The organism is Ruegeria pomeroyi DSS-3 (assembly GCF_000011965.2).
Taxonomy (GTDB): Bacteria; Pseudomonadota; Alphaproteobacteria; order Rhodobacterales; family Rhodobacteraceae; genus Ruegeria_B; species Ruegeria_B pomeroyi.
This window is the reverse complement of sequence record NC_003911.12, coordinates 2829655-2849543: the sequence shown is the minus strand read 5'-3', so window position 1 is coordinate 2849543 and position 19889 is coordinate 2829655. Positions and strand designations below refer to the sequence as shown.

The window sequence follows — 19889 nt, the reverse complement described above, 5'->3', positions numbered from 1 at the left end:
CCATGCCCGTGCGTATCCCCAACCCGGATCTGGCCGTCGATGACAGCAACAAGCAACGCTGGAACCGTCCCGCCCATCGCCGCCACGGTTTCCATAACGCGCACCGCCTGTTCCGGCGCGCGCTGATGGTGCGGTCGCGCAACGTGCTGCCGCTGGCGCCGTCCCCGATCGACCTGCCGGCTGCCCTGCCGGAACTGCGGGCGCTGCTGGCACATCCCGCTTTCTCCGCCTTTTGCTGTCTGCGTGGGGACGCTCTGATCTTCGAGGCCGCGGCGGAGGATTTCAGCCCCACCGCCCCGCATTCGATCCAGTCGGTGACCAAGCTGCATATCCACCTGATCTTTGGCCAGCTGCTGGCGCAGGGATTGGTATCGCTCGATGCGCCGGTTTCTGACTATCTGCCGGATATTGGCAGTGGCTATGCAGACGCCCCGGTGTGGGCTTTGTTGAACATGGCGGTGCACAACGACTTTTCCGAGGATTATTCTGATCCTCTATCGAATTGTTATACCGAGGAAATCGCGCTTGGCTGGCGGCTGCCACCCGAGGGTATGCCCGAGCCGAGCCTGACCCAGTTCGCCGCAGGGATCACCGGGTTCCGGCCCGGTCCGCCACCTGCCTTTGCCGAATACAAATCGGCCAATACCGATGTGCTGACCCTGATCGCGGCGGCGGTGTCGCCACTGCCGCTGACCCGACTGGTCGAGGAAATCGCCGATGCGGCGGGTTATGAGGGCGCGTTTCACATCAGCCTCAGCCCCGAACAGCTGCCCGCATTTTCCGGTGGCGGCTGCCTGAGCGCCCGAGATTTGGCGCGGTTCGGGCTGCTGTTTGCGGGGCTCTCGGGCGACAGGGCTTATCCGAACGCCGATTTCCTGCGCTCCTGTCTGGGACGCGCGGCGCCAAGCCTGTCGCCACCGCGCGACTGGTTACGGTACTGCGGGCATCTGATGACCGACGGGCGCTTGCTGGGCCATGCCGGTTACGGCGGCCAGTTCCTGCTTGTGGACAGCGAAACCGGCACCTCCTGCGCGCTGCTGAGCGTGTTGGAAAACGACGCGGGCTACGATGTCGACTATATGTCCCAGGTGGCGGATTGCCTGCGGCGGGTTTGCCGCTACCTGGCCTGATCACACCACCGGATGGACCCCGGCCGCAAGGGCCGGGCGCAATCGTCAGACCATCATTTCCTTGGTCGCGGTCAGCTTCAGCTCGGGATAGTCGCGGATCACCCGGTCGATATCCCATTGCAGGCGTGTCAGATAGACGGTGTCGCCGTCATGGTCATGGGCGATGTGCTGCTTGTTGGCGTTGATGAACTTGTCCAGCGCCGCCTTGTCCCCTGCGACCCAGCGGGCAGAGGTGAATTGCGAGCCGTCAAAGCGCACCGGCAGCCCGTATTCCAGCTCGATCCGGCTGGCCAGAACCTCGAATTGCAGCGCCCCCACGACGCCGACAATAAAGCCCGAGCCGATCATAGGCTTGAACACTTTGGCGGCGCCTTCCTCGGCAAATTGCATCAGCGCCTTTTCCAGATGCTTGGCTTTCATCGGATCGCCCGCACGCACGCCCTGCAACAGTTCCGGTGCAAACGAGGGGATGCCGGTCACCCGCAGCGCCTCGCCCTCGGTCAGCGTGTCGCCGATGCGCAGCTGGCCATGGTTGGGGATGCCGATGATATCGCCGGCCCAGGCCTCGTCCGCCAGCTCCCGGTCCGAGGCAAGGAACAGCACCGGGTTCGAGACCGCCATCGGTTTCTTGGTGCGCACATGGGTCAACTTCATGCCGCGCTTGAAATGGCCCGAGGCCATGCGGACAAAGGCGACCCGGTCGCGATGCTTGGGGTCCATGTTCGCCTGAACCTTGAAGACGAACCCGGAAACCTTTGTTTCTTCAGGTGAAATCTTTCTGGGTTCGGCGCTTTGAATCTGTGGTTCGGGGCCGTAACTGCCGATCCCGTCCATCAGTTCCTTGACCCCGAACGAGTTGATGGCCGAGCCGAACCAGATCGGCGTCATATGCCCTTCGAGCACTGCTTGCGGGTCGAGTTCGGGCAACAGCGCGCGCGCCATCTCCAGCTCTTCGTGCAGCTGTTCCAGCAGATGCGCGGGCACGTGCTGCGCCAGTTTGGGGTCATCAAGCCCATTGATTTCAATGCTTTCGGCGACCTTGTTGCGGTCGGCGCGGTCCATCAGTTCCAGCCGGTCGCGCAGGATATCGTAACAGCCGATGAAATCCCGGCCCTGGCCGATCGGCCAGCTGGCGGGCGTCACGTCGATGGCCAGCATCTCCTGGATCTCATCGATGATCTCGAACGTGTCGCGGCTTTCACGGTCCATCTTGTTGCAGAAGGTCAGGATCGGCAGGTCGCGCAGCCGGCAGACCTCGAACAGTTTCTGCGTCTGGCTCTCGACCCCCTTGGCGCCGTCGATCACCATCACCGCCGCATCCACCGCCGTCAGCGTGCGGTAGGTGTCCTCGGAGAAGTCCGAGTGGCCGGGCGTATCCACAAGATTGAACCGGAAGGTCTTGTAATCGAACGACATTGCCGAGGCCGAGACCGAGATACCCCGGTCCTTTTCCATCTGCATGAAGTCCGACCGCGTGCGCCGCGCTTCGCCCTTGGCGCGTACCTGTCCGGCCATCTGGATCGCGCCGCCGAACAGCAGGAACTTTTCGGTCAGCGTGGTCTTGCCCGCATCGGGATGCGAGATGATGGCAAAGGTGCGGCGCCGCGCGATCTCGGGCGGCAATGCGGGGCGGTTCGAGGCGATATCCAACATGGGGGCGCGTATATCAGGTTGCGCGGCCCTGACAAGAACGCGCGTTTATTGGGGTTTGCGGAAATCCATGTGGCAGGATTTGCAGGCGCCGCCGATCCCCGCCAATGCCGGTTTCAGATCGGCCTCGCTCTGGATGCTGCCGGCCGCCTCGGCGGCGGCCAGCGTCAGCGCTTCGGACTTGCGGCTGAACGTCTCGAAGTCCTGCCAGATCGCAGGCAGGGCCTCGGATTTCGGGTCCTGTTCCTCGGCGGAGAACAGCGCTGTTACGCTGGCCGAATGGGCGGCGATGGCGGCGGCGGCGGCGCGCGCGGCCTCGGCGTCAAAGGCGGTCTTGCCCTTGGCCATGTCGCCCAGAACCTTGGTGTTGTCGGCGATCTGCATCATCGTATGCATCCGTGCCTTGACCGCCGGATTGCTGACGCCGCTATGGGCAAGGGCGGCGCTGGCGCTCAGCAGGGCGACAACAAGGGGCAAGGGGCGCAGCGGCATCAGGTCTTCTCCTGTTCACGGGTCGGGGCAGGATAGGCGGCGGCGCCAGATGGCTCAAGCCACCTGAGGTGACGCGGGCTTCGCAATCGCGTGAGGCAGGCGCAGGCCGACCAGCGCGTGGCGCGCTCAGCGCTTGGTCGAGGCGCGTTTCAGCAGGTCGATGACGTCGGGCCGGTCCAGCAGCGCCTTGGCCACATCCATCCCGTGGCTGTCGCCGCTGCCATGCTGATCCAGCAGCGGGCTGACCTGTTCCAGCATCTCTTGCGGTAGCGCGGGCCGGGTGCGCGGGTCAAGCAGCATGGTCTCGGCCGCGATCCCCTCGGCGTAGATGATGTGGTGGCGGTCGAACAGAAGCTGGAAATAGTCGACAAATCCGCCCTCTTGAACAAAGACGGTATCGCCATTGACCAGATGCCGGGCCTTGAGCAGCAGTTCGGGCTGACCGACACCCATCTCGTCGCGCCGCTGATAGACGAAAAGCCGGTGATCGGGGCTGACCACCAGATCGTTCTCGTTGTTGAGCGTTCCGGCGCGGATCACGATGGGGGCGAAATCACCCACGGCGCGCACCGTGGTCTGGCCGATCCAGCGTACCTCGCGCACGCCGTCATCGCGGGTCAGCACGCGGTCGCCCACCTTCAGATCCTCGATCCGCACCTGGGCGCCGGACCCCAGGGTGATATGGGTGCCGCGGGTGAACGAGACACAGGCGACCTGGGCGAATTTCTGGCGCGCGCGCGCGCGATCCATGCCGACCAGCGTATAGTCGGTCTTGGGCACCAGTGGCGCCAGCGGCAGCAGATAGAGATCGGCGATATGGCCGGTTTCGTCCAGTTCGACCAGCACGATGGCATCGGTGGTCTGGCCGTCCGGGCTCATCAGGCTTAGCGCGCAATCCAGATGCAATTCGGCCCCGGGCTGGCCCAGTTCGGTATCGCCAGCGATGCGGAACGCGCCGTTGTCCATCGTCTCAAGCCCCAGGCGCCAACTGCGCGCGCCGGGGGCCATGCCATAGACATCGTCCAGCATCAGCTCGTCCATGGGCGAGATTCCGTCGCCAAGATTGGCGCCGCTGGTCACCGGGAAATCCTCGGCGCGGTAGACGGGAACGGATTGGGTCGGGGCGTAGCGGGTCACGGAAACGGTCCGGAAATTATGGTTACCAACAGGATCTGTTCAGCGGCATATCTAGCACCCGCATGCGGGCTGCAACAGAGCGTGCCGTAAAATTGTGGCGCGGATCGGTCGGTCGGGTGGTGAAGTGCGGGCAAATGATGTTAGCTCCGACTGCCGCGACCAACAGGGGAGAGCGTGAGATGGATCTGGGGATTTCGGGCAAGCGGGCGCTGGTTTGTGCGTCCTCCAAGGGATTGGGGCTGGGCTGTGCCGAGGCGCTGGCCGCCGCGGGTGTCGATCTGGTGATGAACGCGCGCGGCGCCGAGGCGCTGGAGGCGGCCGCCGAATCCATTCGCCGCGTGCATGGGGTGGCGGTCACAACGGTTGCCTGCGACGTCACCACCGAGGAGGGGCAAGCGCAGGTCATCGAGGCGGCCCGAGGAGTCGATATCCTGGTCACCAATGCCGGCGGCCCGCCGCCGGGTCTCTGGTCGGATTGGGACCGCGGCGATTTCATCCGCGCCCTTGACGCGAACATGCTGACCCCCATCGCCTTCATGAAGGCGCTCCTTCCCGGCATGATCGACAAGGGCTGGGGCCGGGTGGTCAACATCACCTCGCAATCGGTGCGCGCGCCGATCCCGGCGCTGGGCCTGTCCAATGCGGCCCGCACCGGGCTGACCGGCTATGTCGCGGGCACCTCGCGTCAGGTGGCGCCACATGGCGTGACGATCAACAACCTGTTGCCCGGCATCCATGCCACCGATCGCGCCAATGCGCTGGACGGCCCGGTGGCAGAGCAAAAGGGCATCTCGCTCGACGCCGCGCGGGCCGAGCGCGCCGCCACCATCCCCGCCCGGCGCTATGGCACTCCCGCCGAGTTCGGCGCCGCCTGCGCCTTTCTCTGTTCGCAGCATGCGGGGTTCATCGTCGGCCAGAACCTGCTGCTCGATGGCGGCGGCACCAACCTGACGATGTAACGCATGACACAGGGATTTTCGCTCAAGGATCAGCTGTTCAACGCGGACAAGGTGGCCTATCTGGCCGGGCTGTTCGACGGTCCCGGCTTTGACGCACCCGGGTTTCAGGCCCGGGTCATGGCACGGCTGCACGAACTGGAGCTGAAGGCGCGCATCGACTGGATCGCCACCTGCCTGGCCGAGGCGGTGCCGGGCGCCTTGCCTGAGGTGGCGCCGGTGATCCTGCGGGCGCTGCCGCCGCCGCTGGACCCCACGCTGTCGGATGACGATTTCGGCGATTTCATCTTTGCCCCGCTTGGGGAATGGGTGGCGGCGGTCGGGATCGAAGACCCCGAACCGGCGCTTGACCTGCTGGCAGAGCTGACGCAGCGGTTTTCGATGGAATGGGCGATCCGCCCCTTTCTGAACCGCTGGCCCGATCAGGTGCTGGCCCAAATGGAGCGCTGGTGCGATCACGACAGCTATCACGTGCGTCGGCTGGTCAGCGAGGGCACCCGCCCGCGGCTGCCCTGGGGTCTGGGGGTGTCGCTGGATGTGGATGCCGCGCTGCCGCTGCTTGACCGGCTGCACGGCGATCCCACGCGCTATGTCACCCGGTCGGTGGCCAATCACCTGAACGACATCGCCAAAAAGGCGCCGGATCTGGTGCTGACCCGGCTTGGCGGCTGGCGCGAGGAGGGGCGGCAACGGCCCGAGGAGCTGTCCTGGATGACCGGCCACGCGCTGCGCGGCCTGGTCAAGGCCGGCCATCCGGGCGCCATGGCGGCGCTGGGCTATGATCCCGATGTGGCGCTTGACGTGCAACTGAGCCTGCCCGGCGAGGCCCGGATCGGCGACGCGGTCGAGATCGGCGTGACCCTGAGCGGCGCCCGCGATGTGCCGGTGCTGGTGGACTATATCCTGCATTTCCAGCGCCCGGGCGGCAAGGTCTCGGCCAAGGTGCACAAGCTGAAACAGGCCCGGCTGTCCGGTGGCCGGTTGCAATTGAGTAAGCGCCACAAGCTGAAGGGGGATGCCAGCACCTTTACCCTGGTGCCCGGCCCGCACCGGGTCGAGGTGCAGGTCAATGGCCGGGTGCGCGCGGCTGGAAGCTTTGATCTGCTTGGGTGAGCGGGGGATGGGGGCGCTGCCCCCGTCCTGCGGACTCCCCCGGAATGATTTGGGCGAAATGAAGCGGCGTTCACGCTTGCTTCACCAAGACGGCCGGGATGTTGCCTGATGCGCGGGTGCGCGTTAGGTCAGGGGCGAATGGAGCTGGAGGGCATCACATGAACCACGAGGCGGTGCAGAACTATTACGGAGAGGTGCTGCAAAGCAGCGCCGATCTGCAGACCAACGCCTGTTGTACACCCGACGCGGTGCCGGCGCATCTGAAGCCGGTGCTGGGCAAGCTGCATGACGAGGTGATGGCCCGCTATTACGGTTGCGGGCTGATCGCGCCGCTGGCGTTGGAAGGCGCGCGCATCCTCGATCTGGGCTGTGGTGCCGGGCGCGATGTCTATGCGCTCTCGGCGCTGGTGGGCGAAAGCGGCGCGGTGGTCGGCGTCGACATGACGCCTGCACAGCTGGAGGTGGCGCAGGCCCATCGGGCCTATCATGCCGAGGTCTTCGGCCATGCCGCCCCCAATACAGAGTTTCACCAGGGCTATATCGAAAAGCTGGACGACCTGCCGTTGAAGCCGGGTTCGTTCGACATCATCGTGTCGAACTGCGTGCTGAACCTGGCCACCGACAAGGCGGCAGTGCTGCGTGGCGCGCAGCGGCTGCTGAAACCGGGGGGCGAGATGTATTTCTCGGATGTCTATGCCGACCGGCGCATCCCCGAGGCGCTGGCGCGCGATGAGGTGCTTTATGGCGAATGCCTGTCGGGCGCGCTTTACTGGAACGATTTCCTAAGTCTGGCGCGCGGCGCGGGTTTTGGCGATCCGCGCATGGTCGAGAGCCGGCTGCTGACCATCGAGAACCCCGAACTGGAACGCCGGGTCGGCCCGATCCGTTTCCTGTCGGCGACCTATCGGCTGTTCAACCTTGCCGGGCTGGAGCCCGATTGCGAGGATTACGGGCAGGCGGTGATCTACAAGGGCACAGTGCCGCATGCGCCGCATGAATTCGTGCTGGATGACCATCATGTCATCGAGACCGGCAAGGTGTTTCCGGTCTGCGGCAATAGCTGGCGGATGCTGGCCGAGTCGCGGTTTGCGCCGCATTTCCAGTTCATCGGCGATTTCTCGACCCATTACGGCATCTTTGCCGGGTGCGGTGGCGCCTCGCCGTTCAACGGTCTCTCACCCGTGGCGCCGGCCGCATCCGGGGGCTGCTGCTGACGCGTCCCGCCTTGCACAGCGGGGGCGGGGTTGTTATCCCCGGGCTAACTCCCGACCAAAAGGCTTGGGATAGGCAGCGAGGCCCGGCAGGTGACGGCAGGACAGACACCTCCACGATTGGAGATCCGCAATCTGGTGCGCGTCTTTGACGGGCGCCGGGTGGTGGATGACGTGTCGCTGCACATTCGCGCGGGGCAGGTGACCTGTCTGCTGGGTCCCTCGGGCTGCGGCAAGTCCACCACGCTGCGGATGATCGCCGGGGTCGAGATGCAGGACAGCGGCGAGATCTATGTGGATGGCAAGCTGATTTGCGACACCGTCTTCCGCGTGCCGCCAGAGCGGCGTGAAATCGGGCTGATGTTTCAGGATTTCGCGCTGTTTCCCCATCTGAGCGTGGCGGGCAACGTGGCCTTTGGCCTGAAAGGCAGCCGCGAGGAGAAGCGCGCCCGGGTCGAGGAGCTGCTGGCGCGGGTGTCGCTGGGCGGTCATATCGACAGCTATCCGCATCAGCTGTCGGGGGGTGAACAGCAGCGGGTGGCGCTGGCTCGCGCCCTGGCGCCGCGACCGCGCATCATGCTGATGGACGAGCCGTTCTCGGGTCTCGACAACCGGCTGCGCGACGGAATTCGTGACGATACGCTCGCGCTGCTCAAGGAAGAGGATGCGGCGGTGCTGCTGGTCACGCATGAGCCGGAAGAGGCGATGCGCATGGCCGACGAGATCGCGCTGATGCGCGGCGGTCGGATCGTGCAGCAAGGCGCGCCGTATAACGTCTATACCCGGCCGGCGGACCGGGCGGCGGTTGCTTTTTTCAGCGATATCAATGTGCTGCGGGCCAATGTGACCGGCGCGCTGGCGCAGACGCCCTTTGGTCAGTTCCTGGCGCCGGGCTTTCCCGACAATACCGAGGTCGATATCGTGTTTCGCCCCCAGCATGTGAAGCTGGATTTCGACCGGGGCGGCAAGGGGCCGCTGCCGACGCCCAGCGACGGGGTGGCGGCGCGCGGGGTGGTCGAGCGGGCGCGGTTCCTGGGCAGCGAGAGCCTCGTGGAGTTCCGTATGGATTTCGACGGCTCGCTGCTTAAGGCCACGGTCCCCAACGTGTTCATCCCGGAAACCGGGCGGGTGATGTGGCTGACCATCCGTCGCGACCGCTGTTTCGTATTCCCGGCGGATCGCAAGCGCTGAGCGCGCCCGGGGCGGTGGTAAAAAATGTCCCATTTTTTGTACCAGAATTTCGGGGAAATTCTGGGCCTGCGCCGCGCTCTTGGCGCGAATTCGTCCAAGGGTCGTGCATGGCAGGCGGGGCACAGGTGCCGCAGCTATGCAACACTCGCTCGCCGCGCGCTTGCCGCGCGGTGGAGCGGCGTCTATCAAGGGCCAAACAGGTCGGGGCGACATGCGCATACTCATCACCAATGACGACGGGATCAACGCGCCGGGGCTTGCGGCGCTGGAGCAGGTGGCGCTGGAACTGGCGGGGCCGGGGGGCGAGGTCTGGACCGTTGCGCCCGCCTTCGAACAATCCGGCGTCGGCCATTGCATCAGCTACACCCATCCGATGCTGATCGCACGGATGGGCGAGCGCCGCTTTGCGGCCGAGGGGTCTCCGGCCGATTGTGTGCTGGCCGGCCTGCATGACGTGATGAAGGACGCGCCGCCCGATCTGGTCCTCTCTGGCGTGAACCGGGGCAACAATTCGGCCGAGAACGCGCTCTACTCGGGCACGCTCGGGGGCGCGATGGAGGCGGCGTTGCAGGGCCTGCGCGCCATCGCCCTGTCGCAATTCTTCGGCCCGCGCAATTACGGGCGCACCGATCCGTTCGAAATCGCCCAGAGCCACGGGGTTCAGGTGATCCGGCGCATCCTTGACACCTGGCCCCAGGAACGCCCCGATTACCGGCTGTTCTACAACGTCAATTTCCCGCCCGTCCCGGCCGCCGAGGTCAAGGGACTCCGGGCGGTGCGGCAGGGGTTTCGCGAAGGTACGCGGTTTTCCGCCGAGCCGCATCTGTCGCCCTCGGGCAAGCGGTTCCTCTGGATCAAGGGTGGCGATCAGCAGCAGCGTACCGCGCCGGGCACTGATGCGGCGGCCAATCTCGACGGCTATGTCTCGGTCACGCCGATGCGCGCGGACCTGACCGCCGATGATGCGCTGGAGGCCTTGCAGGCGACCCTATGAGCGGACCCGATCCCGAAACCAAGATGCAGTTCCTGTTTGCTCTCCGATCCAAGGGGGTGACCGACAAGCGGGTGCTGGCGGCGATGGAAGAGGTGGATCGCGGCCTGTTCGTGCGGGGCCTGTTTTCCGGGCGCGCCTATGAGGATATGCCCCTTCCCATCGCCTGTGGTCAGACCATCAGCCAGCCCTCGGTTGTCGGTTTGATGACCCAGGCGCTGGAGGTCAATCCGCGTGACAAGGTGCTCGAGGTCGGTACCGGCTCGGGCTACCAGGCGGCGATCCTGGCAAAGCTGGCGCGGCGGGTCTATACGGTCGACCGCCACGCCCGGCTGGTGCGCGCGGCGCAGCTGGTGTTCCAGCAGTTGCAGCTGGTCAATATCACCACCATGACCGCCGACGGATCCTTTGGTCTGCCCGATCAGGCGCCCTTTGACCGCATCATCGTCACCGCCGCCGCCGAGGATGCGCCCGGCCCGCTCTTGGCGCAGCTCAAGATCGGGGGTATCATGGTTTTGCCCGTGGGGCAGTCGGACACGGTTCAGACCCTGATCCGGGTGCGCCGCACCGAACAGGGCTTTGACTATGATGAATTGCGCCCGGTCCGGTTCGTGCCATTGCTCGAAGGGTTGGGCAAGGATGGGTGACGGGGATTTCCCGCGCCTGACAGGATTGTACGACGCAAACCCCCGGACCACATGGGGGGCGGCATTGAGGATTGAGAGATGAGCGTTTTGTTCCGGACCCTGCCACGCCCGCTGATGGGCCTTTCCGCGCTGGCCCTGCTGGCCGCCTGCGAGGCGCCGCTGGACTATGACCTGCGCGGCCAGATCGGCGCCTTCAATACCACCGAAGCAGCGCAATCGGCGCGCACCGCCGCACGTCCGAAACCGGATGAGCGCGGCGTGATCTCTTACCCGAACTACCAGGTGGCCGTGGCCAAGCGCGGCGATACGGTGGCGACACTCTCGGACCGGGTCGGCCTGCCGGTGGGCGAGGTGGCTCGCTTCAACGGGCTGCAACCCACCGATGGGCTGCGCGAGGGCGAGGTTCTGGCGCTGCCGCGACGGGTGACCGAGCCGGTCGGGCAGGGCAACAATGTCGATATCGCCAGCCTGGCCGGCAGTGCCATCGACCAGGCTCCGGATACAACCCCGGTCCAGACCACCGCGCTGGAACCGGCCAAGCCAGCGGCCAGCCCGGCCCCGAAACCCGCCGCGCCCGAACCGGTGCGCCACAAGGTCGAGCGCGGCGAAACCGCCTATACGATCTCGCGGCTCTATCAGGTGCCGGTCAAGGCGCTGGGCGAGTGGAACGGGCTTGGCCCCGATTTCACCATCCGCGAGGGTCAATATCTGCTGATCCCGGTCAAGGACCAGCCAGCCCCGAAATCCGCCGCCAAACCGGCCGCAGCCACCACCACCACCGCTGCGGTCAGCGCGCCCGGGGCCGGATCGGCCACGCCGACCCCCCCCAGCGCAACCAAGCCGCTGCCCGAGGAAAAGGTGCCCGCCGCCAAACCGGCAGAGCCCGATGTCTCGGTCGGCCAACCCACCGCCAGTAGCAATGCGCGCCTGGGTTTCCCGGTCAAGGGCAAGATCGTGCGCCCCTATTCCAAGGGCAAGAATGACGGGATCGACATCGCCGGCGCCCCGGGGAGCGCGGTCAGCGCCGCCGAGGCCGGTACCGTTGCGGCGATCACTGCGGATGCCGACCAGGTGCCGATCGTGGTGATCCGCCACGCCGACAACCTGCTGACGGTCTATGCCAATGTGGACGGGATCGAAGTGAACAAGGGCGATACGGTCTCGCGTGGCCAGAAGATCGCCCGGCTGCGCGGTGGCGACAATGCCTATGTGCATTTCGAGGTGCGCAAGGGTTTCGACAGTTTCGATCCCGAACCCTATCTGAAATGACCAATGCGGGCCTTGCGGCCCGCGCCTCCGGCGGGAGTATTTTCGACCAGAAAGAAGCCGCAGCGGCGCCCGCCCCTTCATTTCGCCCAAAGTACTTGGGGGGAGTCCGCGGGACGGGGGCCGCTCCCTCTGCAGGCGCTCAGGGCTGGTAATCGGCCAGGGTCTTGCCCGGCTCGTCGCGAAAGAGTTCGGGCAGGGGGGTGAGCGTTTCGATCAGGTCGATGCGGAACACGCGGAAGCCCGCGCGCAGCTCACACCAGGCGGTGACAGTCCAGACCCGGCCCCAGTATTCCATGTGCAGCGGGCGAATGGTGCGCTCGGTCAGTTCCCCGTCGATGCGGCGATAGACGAGCCGCAGCTTCTGGCGCGCCTTGATCGCGGCGCGGATCGGCGCCATATGCGCCAGCCCGCGGGCGGCATCGGCGAAAGGGTAGACCGCGAATTTCCAGGCATCGGCCTCGGCGATGGTCTGGGTCGGCAGGACCGCGTCGATCTTTTCCGCCAGGCGCTGGGCGGCGGCCTTCAACTCGGGATCGGCGGCTTCGGCCACGATGGCCATGCCGAGATTCAGCGCCTCAAGCTCTTCGGGGGTCAGGTTCAGCGGCGGCAGGGTGATCTGTTCGCGCACCATATAGCCAACGCCGCGCTCGCCCTCGACCGGCACACCCGAGGCAACCAGCGTGTCCATGTCGCGATAGATGGTGCGGACCGAGACCTCGAGCCGCGCGGCGATGTCGCGTGCGCGGTGCAGCTTCCCGTCGCGCAGGATCTGGATGATGTCGAACAGGCGGTCGGTGCGGCGCATGGCCTACCCTTCGCGCGGGCGGGGGGCGGTGGTCAAGGCGCAACTGAGCGCCCTGACCGGGGTGCCTACATCCGCCAGAGCACCGTTTCATGGCGCATCGACACGCTGTCCGGCGCGATCGCCCCCATCAGCGCGGCGGCGCACTCGGCGGTTTCAAAGGCCTTGGCTGCGGCGGCGGCGGCATTGGCATCGGTCCAGATCACGTAATCTGTCCAGCGCCCATCGGCACCCTGGCTGAGCTTGCGGTCCACAAAGCCGGGCAGGGCGCGCACAAAGGTTTCGGTGTCCTTGCTCAGCGCCACGAACGCCTCTTGGGTGACACCGGGCGCCAGCGCGAAGGTGACGATTTCTGCGGTACGGGTCATGGTCAGTTTCCTTTGGTCCATGTTGCGATGGGCCGGGTTTACGCGTAATCAACTGACATAAACCTGTCAGTTGAGTTTCGACAAATCGTCTGCACCCGGTTTTTTCCGCCTTTGCTGGGGTCGGCGTGTCGCGTCCCGCTTTGCGGGCCCGCGGCAGAGGGGTAGACCGGGGCAGAGACATTTGCGCGGGCCGCCTGGCCCTGAGGACATCAAGGAGAGATCACATGCTCAACAATATCGGTCTTCCCGGCCTTCTGCTTATCGCCGTTGTGGTGCTGGTCCTGTTCGGACGCGGCAAGATCAGCTCGCTGATGGGCGAGGTCGGCAAGGGCATCACCGCCTTCAAGAAAGGCGTGAGTGACGGCAGCAAGGAGCTGGAAGAGGACGTGGCGCAGACGGCCAAGGACGTCACCCCCGAGGCCGACAAGGACAAGGCGTAACCGCGCATGTTCGATCTGGGCTGGAGCGAGCTTCTGGTGATCGGCGTCGTGGCACTGATCGTCGTGGGGCCAAAGGACCTGCCGGTGCTGTTCCGCAATGTCGGGCGCTGGGTCGGCAAGGCCCGCGGGCTGGCGCGCGAATTCAGCCGGGCGATGAACGACGCCGCCGACGAGGCGGGGGTCAAGGACATCTCCAAGGGGCTGAAGGCGGCGACCAATCCGGTCGACGCGGCGCTGGACGGGGTGCGCAAGGCGGCCACCGATTTCAAGACCGATCTGGACCCGACCAAATACAATCCCGATAGCGAGACCGGCAAGCTTGCGGCCGAGCGGGCCGAGCAGGCCAAGAAGATCCAGGCCGCCACCGCGCGCGTTGCCGCCGAGCGGCGCCTGCGCGAGGCCACGGCCGAGCTTGAAAAGGCCAAGGATGCCGAGGCCGCCCTGAAACCCGGACCCGAGACATGAGCAAGACCGACGAGATCGACGATACCTCGGCCCCGCTGATCGAGCATCTGGCCGAGCTGCGCACCCGGCTGATCCGGGCGGTTCTGGCCTTTATCGTGGGGATCGTGCTGGCCTTTACGGTGGCCGAGCCGATCCTGCAGTTCCTTCTGGCGCCGATCGAGGCGACGCTGCGTGACCTGGGCGATCCCTCGCCGACGCTGCAGTACACCTCGCCGCAGGAATACCTGTTCACGCTGTTCCGCATCTCGATGGTGTTCGGTTTTGCGCTGTCCTTTCCGGTGATTGGCTATCAGCTGTGGCGTTTCGTGGCGCCGGGGCTGTATCGCTCGGAAAAGGGGGCGTTCCTGCCGTTTCTGGTCGCCTCGCCCTTCATGTTCCTGCTGGGCGCGTCCTTTGCGCAATTCGTGGTCACGCCGCTGGCGATGCAGTTCTTTCTGGGCTTTGCCGACGTCAGCTCGATCTTTGCCAACCTGCTGACGGGCGGTGGCGGCACCGTGCCCTCGGATGTGGCTGTGGTTCCCGAGACCACCGATGGGGTCAAGATCACCTTCTTCGGCAAGGTCAACGAATCGCTCGATATCACGCTGAAATTCATCATGGCTTTTGGCCTGTGCTTCCAGTTGCCGGTGCTGCTGACGCTGATGGGCAAGGCCGGGCTGGTCAGTGCCGAGGGGCTGGGCAGCGTGCGCAAATACGCCATGGTGGCGATCCTGACCCTGGCCGCGCTGGTGACCCCGCCCGATGTGGTGACCCAGGTCATCCTGTTCGTGGTGGTCTATGGGCTTTACGAGGTCTCTATCTTCCTGGTGGCCCGCGTCGAGAAGAAGCGCGAGGCGCAGCTGCGGGCCGAAGGGTATTATGACGACGAAGAGGCGTTCGACGACCCGCTGATGGCCGAGTTTGACGCGGAGGAAGCCGAGGAGCGCAAGGAATAAGCGTGGGGGGGGGCATGATCCAGACAGCGCCCGGGCATTGGCCCGGGCGTTTTTGTTACGCCATCTTGCCGCCCCTGCCGGAACATGGTTTCTGTGCCGGACGAAAAGGGAGAGCACGATGACCGAAGACGCGCTGAACCGTATCGCCGATGCCCTCGAGCGGATGGCCCCCGCCCCGCTGCGCGCGCCCGATTTTGCCGTCGCGCCCGCCTTTGTCTGGCATGTCGCGCCCGAGCGGCTGGAGCCGGTGCGCGATGTCAACCGGGTCGATCTGGACCTGCTGGTGGGCATCAACCGCGCGCGTGATACGCTGCTGGACAATACCCGCCGCTTTGCCGCCGGCCATGGCGCCAACAATGCCCTGCTCTGGGGCGCGCGGGGGATGGGGAAATCAAGCCTGGTCAAGGCAGTGCACGGCGCGCTTCAACCCGAGTTTCCGAACCTGAAACTGGTCGAGTTGCAACGCGAGGACCTGCCCTCGGTCGCGCGCCTGCTCAACCACCTGCGCGCCGCGCCAGAGCGTTTCATCCTGTTCTGCGATGACCTGTCGTTCAGCCATGACGACCAGCATTACAAGTCGCTCAAGGCGGTGCTGGATGGCGGCATCGAGGGGCGCCCCGAGAATGTGGTGTTCTATGCCACCTCGAACCGGCGCCACCTGATGCCGCGCGACATGATCGAGAATGAACGCTCCAGCGCCATCAACCCCTCCGAGGCGGTCGAGGAGAAGGTCTCGCTCAGCGACCGCTTCGGCCTCTGGCTGGGATTCCACCCCTGCGACCAGGACGAATACCTGGCGATGATCGATGGCTATTGCGCCGCCTATGGCGTCAGCGTGGCACCCGACACCCTGCGCGCCGAGGCGATCGAATGGCAGGCCACGCGCGGCGCCCGTTCGGGTCGGGTGGCCTGGCAGTTCTTCACCGATCTGGCCGGTCGTCAGGGCATCGCACTGCGCTAAGCCCCTTCAGTCCGCCGAAAATACTCCCGTCGGAGGCGATACCGCCCGCCCGGCTCAGAGCAGCGCCACGATCCGCGCGGCCTCGTCCGAACAGGGCGTCAGCGCCGCGCGATCCTCGCCCGGGTGGAACCGGGCGCGCAGGGCAGTGGCCATGGGTGCAGGTTTAACGATGGTCACGCGCGGGCCGGTGCGTTCGGTCTCAGCCGCCCAGCTGCGCGCCAGCGACATCTGCGCGGCCTTGCTGGCACCATAGGCACCATAGAACTTGGCCCCCGCCTTGGGGTCGTCAAAGAACACCGCCTGGCCGGTCTCTCCCAGCAGTGGCGCCACATAGGGGATCAGGACCGAGGTCGCGGTGGCATTCACCGCCACGGATTTGCTCCAGTCCTTGGGATCGACGAATACCGCCGGGCTCAACGGGGCCGCATGGATGGCGGTGTGCAGCCACAGATCGAGCTGCCCCCAGCGGTCGTGGATGCCACGGCAGAGCGTCGCCATCGCGGCCGGATCGGTGATGTCCATCGGCGCCAGCGTGGCGCTGCCGCCGCAGGCCTTGATACGGTCGTCCAGCTCTTCCAGCGCGCCCGAAGTGCGGGCGACGGCAACGATGTGATGGGTGGGGGCCAGCGCCTCGGCCAGGGCAGCGCCCAGCCCGCGCGAGGCACCGGTGATCAGGGCCAGTTTGGTCTCTTGTGTCATGGCGGCGGTTTGACGGCGCGACGGCGCCTCGTCAAGAGGGTTCAGCCCCCGGCGATGCCGATCCGCCGGGTCTGGCCACCATGCCGCAGCATCAGCCCCTCGGCGTCGATGCCCATCACCTCGCCCGCCCGGGTGCGGTCGCCCGGAGAGACTTCCTCGATCTTGCCACCCGGCAGGCGCACCAGCGCGCGCAGATCATCCTTGGGGCCGAACACGCCCAGCACGGTCAGGCCGTTTGCACGGATTTTCGCCGCCTGGGTGGCGGCCTCTTCGACGATGCCGTTTGCCATGATCTTGCCTGCTCTGTTATCCGACAGCGCGCTCTATCAGGCGCGCAGGCGGAACAAAAGCGCACATCCCCGGTTCCGGCATTTTCCCGCCGGTGAGGGGGGCCAAGAAAATTCGTCGAATTTTCTTTGGCCGTTGCACCAGGCCTATTCGGCGGCTTTCAGAGAGAAGCCCTTTTCGATCATGTCCGAGGGCCGCACCGGGTATTCGCCCGAGAAGCAGGCGTCGCAATATTGCGGGCAGGCGTTGTCACGGCCATTTGTCTCGCCCACTGCACGGTAGAGTCCATTGAGAGAGATGAACTTCAGGCTGTCCACCCCCAGATGCGTGCGCATCTCGTCCTCGCTCATGGTGGCTGCCAGCAGCTTCTCGCGCTCGGGCGTGTCGACGCCATAGAAACACGGCCAGGCGGTGGGCGGGCTGGCGATGCGGAAATGCACCTCCTTGGCGCCGGCATCCAGGATCATGTCCTTGATCTTGCGGCTGGTGGTGCCGCGCACCACCGAGTCGTCGACCAGGATCACCCGCTTGCCCCGGATCAGCGCCCGGTTCACGTTCAGCTTCAGACGCACGCCCATGTTGCGGATCTGCTCGGTGGGCTCGATGAAGGTGCGGCCCATATACTGATTGCGGATGATCCCCATCGCATAGGGAATGCCGCTTTCCAGCGAGAAACCGATCGCCGCCGGGGTGCCGCTGTCGGGCACCGGACAGACCAGATCGGCCTCGACCGGGCTTTCCTTGGCCAGTTCGCGGCCGATCGCCTCGCGCGTCTCATACACGCTGCGCCCGCCCAGGATCGAATCGGGGCGCGAGAAATAGACATGTTCGAAGATGCAGAACTTGGACGGTTGCGGGCGGAAGGGGAAATGGCTCTGCACCCCGTCCTCGGCAGTGATCACCACCATCTCGCCCGGTTCGATCTCGCGGATGAACTCGGCGCCGATGATATCCAGCGCGCAGGTTTCCGAGGACAGAATCCAGCCATCACCGACCTTGCCCAGAACCAGCGGGCGCACGCCCAGCGGGTCGCGCACGCCGATGAGCTTGGTCCGGGTCATCGCCACCACCGAAAACGCGCCCTCGACCCGACGCAGCGCATCCTCCATCCGCTCAGGGATGGTGCGCTGCAAGGAGCGCGCCATCAGGTGGATGATGCATTCGCTGTCCGAAGAGCTTTGAAAGATCGAGCCGCGCTCGATCAGTTCGCGGCGCAGGGCATTGGCATTGGTGATGTTGCCGTTATGGGCAATCGCCGCGCCGCCCATGGCAAACTCGCCGAAAAAGGGCTGCACATCGCGGATCTGGGTCTGACCCTTGGACCCGGCGGTGGAATAGCGCACATGGCCGATGCCCAGCGGGCCGGGCAGGGTTTCCATCACCGATTGCGAGGTGAAGTTGTCGCGGACATAGCCAAAGCGGCGGGCCGAGTTGAACCCCTGTTCGGGGTCATGGGTGACGATACCGCCCGCCTCTTGTCCCCGGTGTTGCAGGGCATGCAGGCCAAGAGCCACGAAACTGGCGGCGTCCTGAACTCCGATCACCCCGAATATCCCGCATTCCTCGCGCAGCTTGTCGTCATCAAAGGGATGGGCGATGGGAAAACGAGGGGCGGGCATCTGGCGGCTATGCACGGCGGGCAGCTCCGATTCCGTTACGTGTCAGGCCCCACATACTGCCTCTGGCTCCGGGTGTCACGAAAGGATCATAAATTCTTTCGTGACACCCGGGGCCAGACTGCCCCGACAGGTGGCGAACGGCTCAGGCCGCGAGGTCGGGCGCCAGATTGCCGCCACTGCGCAGCATCAGCAGGGCGCGGGTCTGGCCGTAATCGAGACGCTGGAAATGACGGCCGGGGGCCTCGCCGGGCATCAGGATGCGGGCGCCGGTCTGGGCCCAGACCACTTCCTCTTCGGCAAAGCGCAGGGAATGGGCGGGCAGGGGGCGGGCGGGCAATCTGTGGATACCCTCGAACCCGGCCAGCGCGGCCACCGGGGCCAGTACCGTGGGCAGGCCGAACAGGTGGCGGCAATCGGGGCCGTTCAAGGCCAGAAAATGGCCCTCGGGCAGCAACAGGTCCGAGCAGGTGCCCAGCGTGCCGCCGGGAATGCGCCAGAGCGGCGCCGGCGCAGGGGGTACCGCATGGGCGGCAATCACCTGGCAAAAGCCGCCATCGATGGTCGCAACGCGCGTGCCGGGGCGGATTTCCTCGACCGGGCTCCAGCCGGCTTCGGTCTCCAGCATGGTGCCGGCGGGCAGGCCCGGGGCCGGTGGTGCCATGGTGGCGGTGACGGCGGTAAAGCGGGCAAAGGCGGTTTCATGAGAGAGAAGCATCGGTAGGTCCTCCTGTCATTGAGGTCTGTTCTGGACTGCTGCCAGAATGGCGTCCGAATTCCGCCGAATTTTCGACACGATTAAGGCCAAATCCGAGAACAGTTGCCCAAGCCGCGACAGTCCTGGTGCGCGCGGCGGGATTCCCCTGCCTCCGAGAACGTGGGGTAAGGTCCCGTTAACCAAGAGAAAGCCCGCTCGGCAGGGCCGGGCGGGCGTAGGGACGCGATTCGCGCTATGGGCGAGCGGTTACTGGGCGCAGGTGCCGACCAGACCTTCGTATTGCTGGGTGACCCAGCCCAGCGCGGCCTCGGGGTTCTGTTCCTCAATCTTGCCGGTCATGCGGGCAAAGACCTGGGCCGAGCGGCTTTCATCGACGATGGTGAAATTCTGCCCGGTCATCACGGTGTCGTAGACAAAGAAGGCAATCGCCACCAGCAACACGCCGCGCGCCACGCCAAAGATGAAGCCCAGCGCCTGATCCAGCCCGCCCAGCGCCGAGCGCTGTACCAGCGATGAGAACAGCGGCGTGAAGAAGCTGACCACCACCAGCGCCAGTGCAAACACGGCGGCGAAGGCGGCGATCACCGACAATTCACAGCTGTCGGTCAGGAACTCGCCCACCACCGGCAATTCGCGGATAAGCGGCATTGCCTTGGGGGCAAACAGAAAGGCGAGTACCGCCGCCGCGATCCAGCCCGCGATGGCCATGGCCTCGCGCACGAACCCGCGCGCATAGGCCAACAGCGCCGAAAGCACGATGATCAGGGCAACGACCCCGTCGATGATGGTGAAACCTTCCATGGCCCTCGC

Annotated in this window: 22 protein-coding genes; 12 read left to right on the top strand and 10 right to left on the bottom strand. The window is 65.6% G+C overall.

Features of this window, described 5'->3' with window-relative positions:
* Positions 1 to 2 precede the first annotated feature (2 nt).
* Complete coding sequence (locus SPO_RS13675; RefSeq protein ID WP_011048398.1) at positions 3 to 1130, top strand: serine hydrolase; 1128 nt, start codon at positions 3 to 5, stop codon at positions 1128 to 1130.
* Between the two features lie 45 nt (positions 1131 to 1175).
* Here SPO_RS13675 and SPO_RS13670 read toward each other — a convergent pair whose 3' ends face one another.
* The 3 genes from SPO_RS13670 to SPO_RS13660 form a co-directional block, all read right to left on the bottom strand.
* Positions 1176 to 2783 (bottom strand): peptide chain release factor 3, encoded by a 1608-nt coding sequence (locus SPO_RS13670; protein WP_011048397.1) that lies wholly within the window; start codon positions 2781 to 2783, stop codon positions 1176 to 1178.
* A gap of 45 nt (positions 2784 to 2828) precedes the next feature.
* Positions 2829 to 3272: a c-type cytochrome gene (locus tag SPO_RS13665; RefSeq protein ID WP_011048396.1), complete on the bottom strand. Its 444-nt coding sequence runs from the start codon at positions 3270 to 3272 to the stop codon at positions 2829 to 2831.
* A 126-nt stretch (positions 3273 to 3398) separates the two neighbouring features.
* Positions 3399 to 4409, bottom strand: coding sequence for a Hint domain-containing protein (locus SPO_RS13660; protein ID WP_011048395.1), 1011 nt, complete (start codon positions 4407 to 4409; stop codon positions 3399 to 3401).
* Between the two features lie 179 nt (positions 4410 to 4588).
* On the opposite strand from SPO_RS13660, the gene SPO_RS13655 reads away from it, so the two are divergent.
* The 7 genes from SPO_RS13655 (at position 4589) to SPO_RS13625 (ending at position 11787) form a co-directional block, all read left to right on the top strand.
* Positions 4589 to 5368, top strand: coding sequence for an SDR family oxidoreductase (locus SPO_RS13655; protein WP_011048394.1), 780 nt, complete (start codon positions 4589 to 4591; stop codon positions 5366 to 5368).
* Between the two features lie 3 nt (positions 5369 to 5371).
* The gene (locus tag SPO_RS13650; RefSeq protein WP_011048393.1) at positions 5372 to 6478 is read left to right on the top strand and encodes a hypothetical protein; all 1107 of its coding nucleotides are present in this window, start codon (positions 5372 to 5374) and stop codon (positions 6476 to 6478) included.
* 158 nt (positions 6479 to 6636) lie between these two features.
* Positions 6637 to 7692 carry a methyltransferase domain-containing protein gene (locus tag SPO_RS13645; RefSeq protein WP_011048392.1) on the top strand — a complete coding sequence of 352 codons (1056 nt, stop codon included), beginning with the start codon at positions 6637 to 6639 and terminating at the stop codon, positions 7690 to 7692.
* A gap of 117 nt (positions 7693 to 7809) precedes the next feature.
* Positions 7810 to 8880 (top strand): ABC transporter ATP-binding protein, encoded by a 1071-nt coding sequence (locus SPO_RS13640; RefSeq protein ID WP_044028514.1) that lies wholly within the window; start codon positions 7810 to 7812, stop codon positions 8878 to 8880.
* Positions 8881 to 9091: 211 nt separating this feature from the next.
* Positions 9092 to 9874, top strand: coding sequence for a 5'/3'-nucleotidase SurE (surE, locus tag SPO_RS13635; RefSeq protein WP_011048390.1), 783 nt, complete (start codon positions 9092 to 9094; stop codon positions 9872 to 9874).
* Positions 9871 to 10518 carry a protein-L-isoaspartate(D-aspartate) O-methyltransferase gene (locus tag SPO_RS13630; RefSeq protein ID WP_011048389.1) on the top strand — a complete coding sequence of 216 codons (648 nt, stop codon included), beginning with the start codon at positions 9871 to 9873 and terminating at the stop codon, positions 10516 to 10518. Before surE ends, SPO_RS13630 begins: the two co-directional genes overlap by 4 nt.
* A 78-nt stretch (positions 10519 to 10596) precedes the next feature.
* Positions 10597 to 11787 carry a LysM peptidoglycan-binding domain-containing protein gene (locus SPO_RS13625; RefSeq protein WP_011048388.1) on the top strand — a complete coding sequence of 397 codons (1191 nt, stop codon included), beginning with the start codon at positions 10597 to 10599 and terminating at the stop codon, positions 11785 to 11787.
* A 139-nt stretch (positions 11788 to 11926) separates the two neighbouring features.
* On the opposite strand, the gene SPO_RS13620 is transcribed toward SPO_RS13625, so the two are convergent.
* Both SPO_RS13620 and SPO_RS13615 read right to left on the bottom strand, forming a co-directional pair.
* Complete coding sequence (locus SPO_RS13620; RefSeq protein WP_011048387.1) at positions 11927 to 12592, bottom strand: helix-turn-helix transcriptional regulator; 666 nt, start codon at positions 12590 to 12592, stop codon at positions 11927 to 11929.
* A 65-nt stretch (positions 12593 to 12657) separates the two neighbouring features.
* Positions 12658 to 12957 carry a hypothetical protein gene (locus SPO_RS13615; RefSeq protein WP_011048386.1) on the bottom strand — a complete coding sequence of 100 codons (300 nt, stop codon included), beginning with the start codon at positions 12955 to 12957 and terminating at the stop codon, positions 12658 to 12660.
* 224 nt (positions 12958 to 13181) lie between these two features.
* Here SPO_RS13615 and SPO_RS13610 point away from each other — a divergent pair, with 224 nt between their 5' ends.
* The 4 genes from SPO_RS13610 (at position 13182) to SPO_RS13595 (ending at position 15758) form a co-directional block, all read left to right on the top strand.
* A complete protein-coding gene (locus SPO_RS13610; RefSeq protein WP_011048385.1) occupies positions 13182 to 13397 on the top strand; it encodes a twin-arginine translocase TatA/TatE family subunit in 216 nt (71 codons plus the stop codon).
* Between the two features lie 6 nt (positions 13398 to 13403).
* Positions 13404 to 13862: a Sec-independent protein translocase protein TatB gene (gene tatB / locus SPO_RS13605; protein WP_011048384.1), complete on the top strand. Its 459-nt coding sequence runs from the start codon at positions 13404 to 13406 to the stop codon at positions 13860 to 13862.
* Positions 13859 to 14797 (top strand): twin-arginine translocase subunit TatC, encoded by a 939-nt coding sequence (gene tatC / locus SPO_RS13600; RefSeq protein ID WP_011048383.1) that lies wholly within the window; start codon positions 13859 to 13861, stop codon positions 14795 to 14797. Before tatB ends, tatC begins: the two co-directional genes overlap by 4 nt.
* A gap of 118 nt (positions 14798 to 14915) precedes the next feature.
* Positions 14916 to 15758 carry an ATP-binding protein gene (locus tag SPO_RS13595; RefSeq protein WP_011048382.1) on the top strand — a complete coding sequence of 281 codons (843 nt, stop codon included), beginning with the start codon at positions 14916 to 14918 and terminating at the stop codon, positions 15756 to 15758.
* 54 nt (positions 15759 to 15812) lie between these two features.
* Here the strand turns inward: SPO_RS13595 and SPO_RS13590 are convergent, their stop codons facing one another.
* From SPO_RS13590 to SPO_RS13570, 5 genes are all read right to left on the bottom strand, one after another.
* Entirely contained in the window at positions 15813 to 16457 is a 645-nt protein-coding gene (locus tag SPO_RS13590; protein WP_011048381.1) for an SDR family NAD(P)-dependent oxidoreductase, read from the bottom strand.
* A 41-nt stretch (positions 16458 to 16498) separates the two neighbouring features.
* Complete coding sequence (locus SPO_RS13585) at positions 16499 to 16747, bottom strand: hypothetical protein (protein ID WP_011048380.1); 249 nt, start codon at positions 16745 to 16747, stop codon at positions 16499 to 16501.
* Positions 16748 to 16891: 144 nt separating this feature from the next.
* Positions 16892 to 18364, bottom strand: coding sequence for an amidophosphoribosyltransferase (gene purF / locus SPO_RS13580; protein WP_011048379.1), 1473 nt, complete (start codon positions 18362 to 18364; stop codon positions 16892 to 16894).
* Positions 18365 to 18506: 142 nt separating this feature from the next.
* The gene (locus tag SPO_RS22265; RefSeq protein ID WP_011048378.1) at positions 18507 to 19079 is read right to left on the bottom strand and encodes a Hint domain-containing protein; all 573 of its coding nucleotides are present in this window, start codon (positions 19077 to 19079) and stop codon (positions 18507 to 18509) included.
* 246 nt (positions 19080 to 19325) lie between these two features.
* Positions 19326 to 19880: a CvpA family protein gene (locus tag SPO_RS13570; RefSeq protein ID WP_011048377.1), complete on the bottom strand. Its 555-nt coding sequence runs from the start codon at positions 19878 to 19880 to the stop codon at positions 19326 to 19328.
* Positions 19881 to 19889 lie beyond the last annotated feature (9 nt).

What these genes read in the sequence shown, in the direction of transcription:
- SPO_RS13630 (WP_011048389.1), top strand. Translation starts at nt 9,871, where the DNA reads ATGAGCGGACCCGATCCCGAAACCAAGATGCAGTTCCTGTTTGCTCTC.
- SPO_RS13625 (WP_011048388.1), top strand. Translation starts at nt 10,597, where the DNA reads ATGAGCGTTTTGTTCCGGACCCTGCCACGCCCGCTGATGGGCCTTTCC.
- SPO_RS13615 (WP_011048386.1), bottom strand. Translation starts at nt 12,957, where the DNA reads ATGACCCGTACCGCAGAAATCGTCACCTTCGCGCTGGCGCCCGGTGTC.
- SPO_RS13650 (WP_011048393.1), top strand. Translation starts at nt 5,372, where the DNA reads ATGACACAGGGATTTTCGCTCAAGGATCAGCTGTTCAACGCGGACAAG.
- tatC (WP_011048383.1), top strand. Translation starts at nt 13,859, where the DNA reads ATGAGCAAGACCGACGAGATCGACGATACCTCGGCCCCGCTGATCGAG.
- SPO_RS13665 (WP_011048396.1), bottom strand. Translation starts at nt 3,272, where the DNA reads ATGCCGCTGCGCCCCTTGCCCCTTGTTGTCGCCCTGCTGAGCGCCAGC.
- purF (WP_011048379.1), bottom strand. Translation starts at nt 18,364, where the DNA reads ATGCCCGCCCCTCGTTTTCCCATCGCCCATCCCTTTGATGACGACAAG.
- SPO_RS13610 (WP_011048385.1), top strand. Translation starts at nt 13,182, where the DNA reads ATGCTCAACAATATCGGTCTTCCCGGCCTTCTGCTTATCGCCGTTGTG.
- SPO_RS13675 (WP_011048398.1), top strand. Translation starts at nt 3, where the DNA reads ATGCCCGTGCGTATCCCCAACCCGGATCTGGCCGTCGATGACAGCAAC.
- SPO_RS22265 (WP_011048378.1), bottom strand. Translation starts at nt 19,079, where the DNA reads ATGCTTCTCTCTCATGAAACCGCCTTTGCCCGCTTTACCGCCGTCACC.
- SPO_RS13670 (WP_011048397.1), bottom strand. Translation starts at nt 2,783, where the DNA reads ATGTTGGATATCGCCTCGAACCGCCCCGCATTGCCGCCCGAGATCGCG.
- SPO_RS13585 (WP_011048380.1), bottom strand. Translation starts at nt 16,747, where the DNA reads ATGGCAAACGGCATCGTCGAAGAGGCCGCCACCCAGGCGGCGAAAATC.
- SPO_RS13570 (WP_011048377.1), bottom strand. Translation starts at nt 19,880, where the DNA reads ATGGAAGGTTTCACCATCATCGACGGGGTCGTTGCCCTGATCATCGTG.
- surE (WP_011048390.1), top strand. Translation starts at nt 9,092, where the DNA reads ATGCGCATACTCATCACCAATGACGACGGGATCAACGCGCCGGGGCTT.
- SPO_RS13655 (WP_011048394.1), top strand. Translation starts at nt 4,589, where the DNA reads ATGGATCTGGGGATTTCGGGCAAGCGGGCGCTGGTTTGTGCGTCCTCC.
- SPO_RS13620 (WP_011048387.1), bottom strand. Translation starts at nt 12,592, where the DNA reads ATGCGCCGCACCGACCGCCTGTTCGACATCATCCAGATCCTGCGCGAC.
- SPO_RS13590 (WP_011048381.1), bottom strand. Translation starts at nt 16,457, where the DNA reads ATGACACAAGAGACCAAACTGGCCCTGATCACCGGTGCCTCGCGCGGG.
- SPO_RS13645 (WP_011048392.1), top strand. Translation starts at nt 6,637, where the DNA reads ATGAACCACGAGGCGGTGCAGAACTATTACGGAGAGGTGCTGCAAAGC.
- SPO_RS13595 (WP_011048382.1), top strand. Translation starts at nt 14,916, where the DNA reads ATGACCGAAGACGCGCTGAACCGTATCGCCGATGCCCTCGAGCGGATG.
- tatB (WP_011048384.1), top strand. Translation starts at nt 13,404, where the DNA reads ATGTTCGATCTGGGCTGGAGCGAGCTTCTGGTGATCGGCGTCGTGGCA.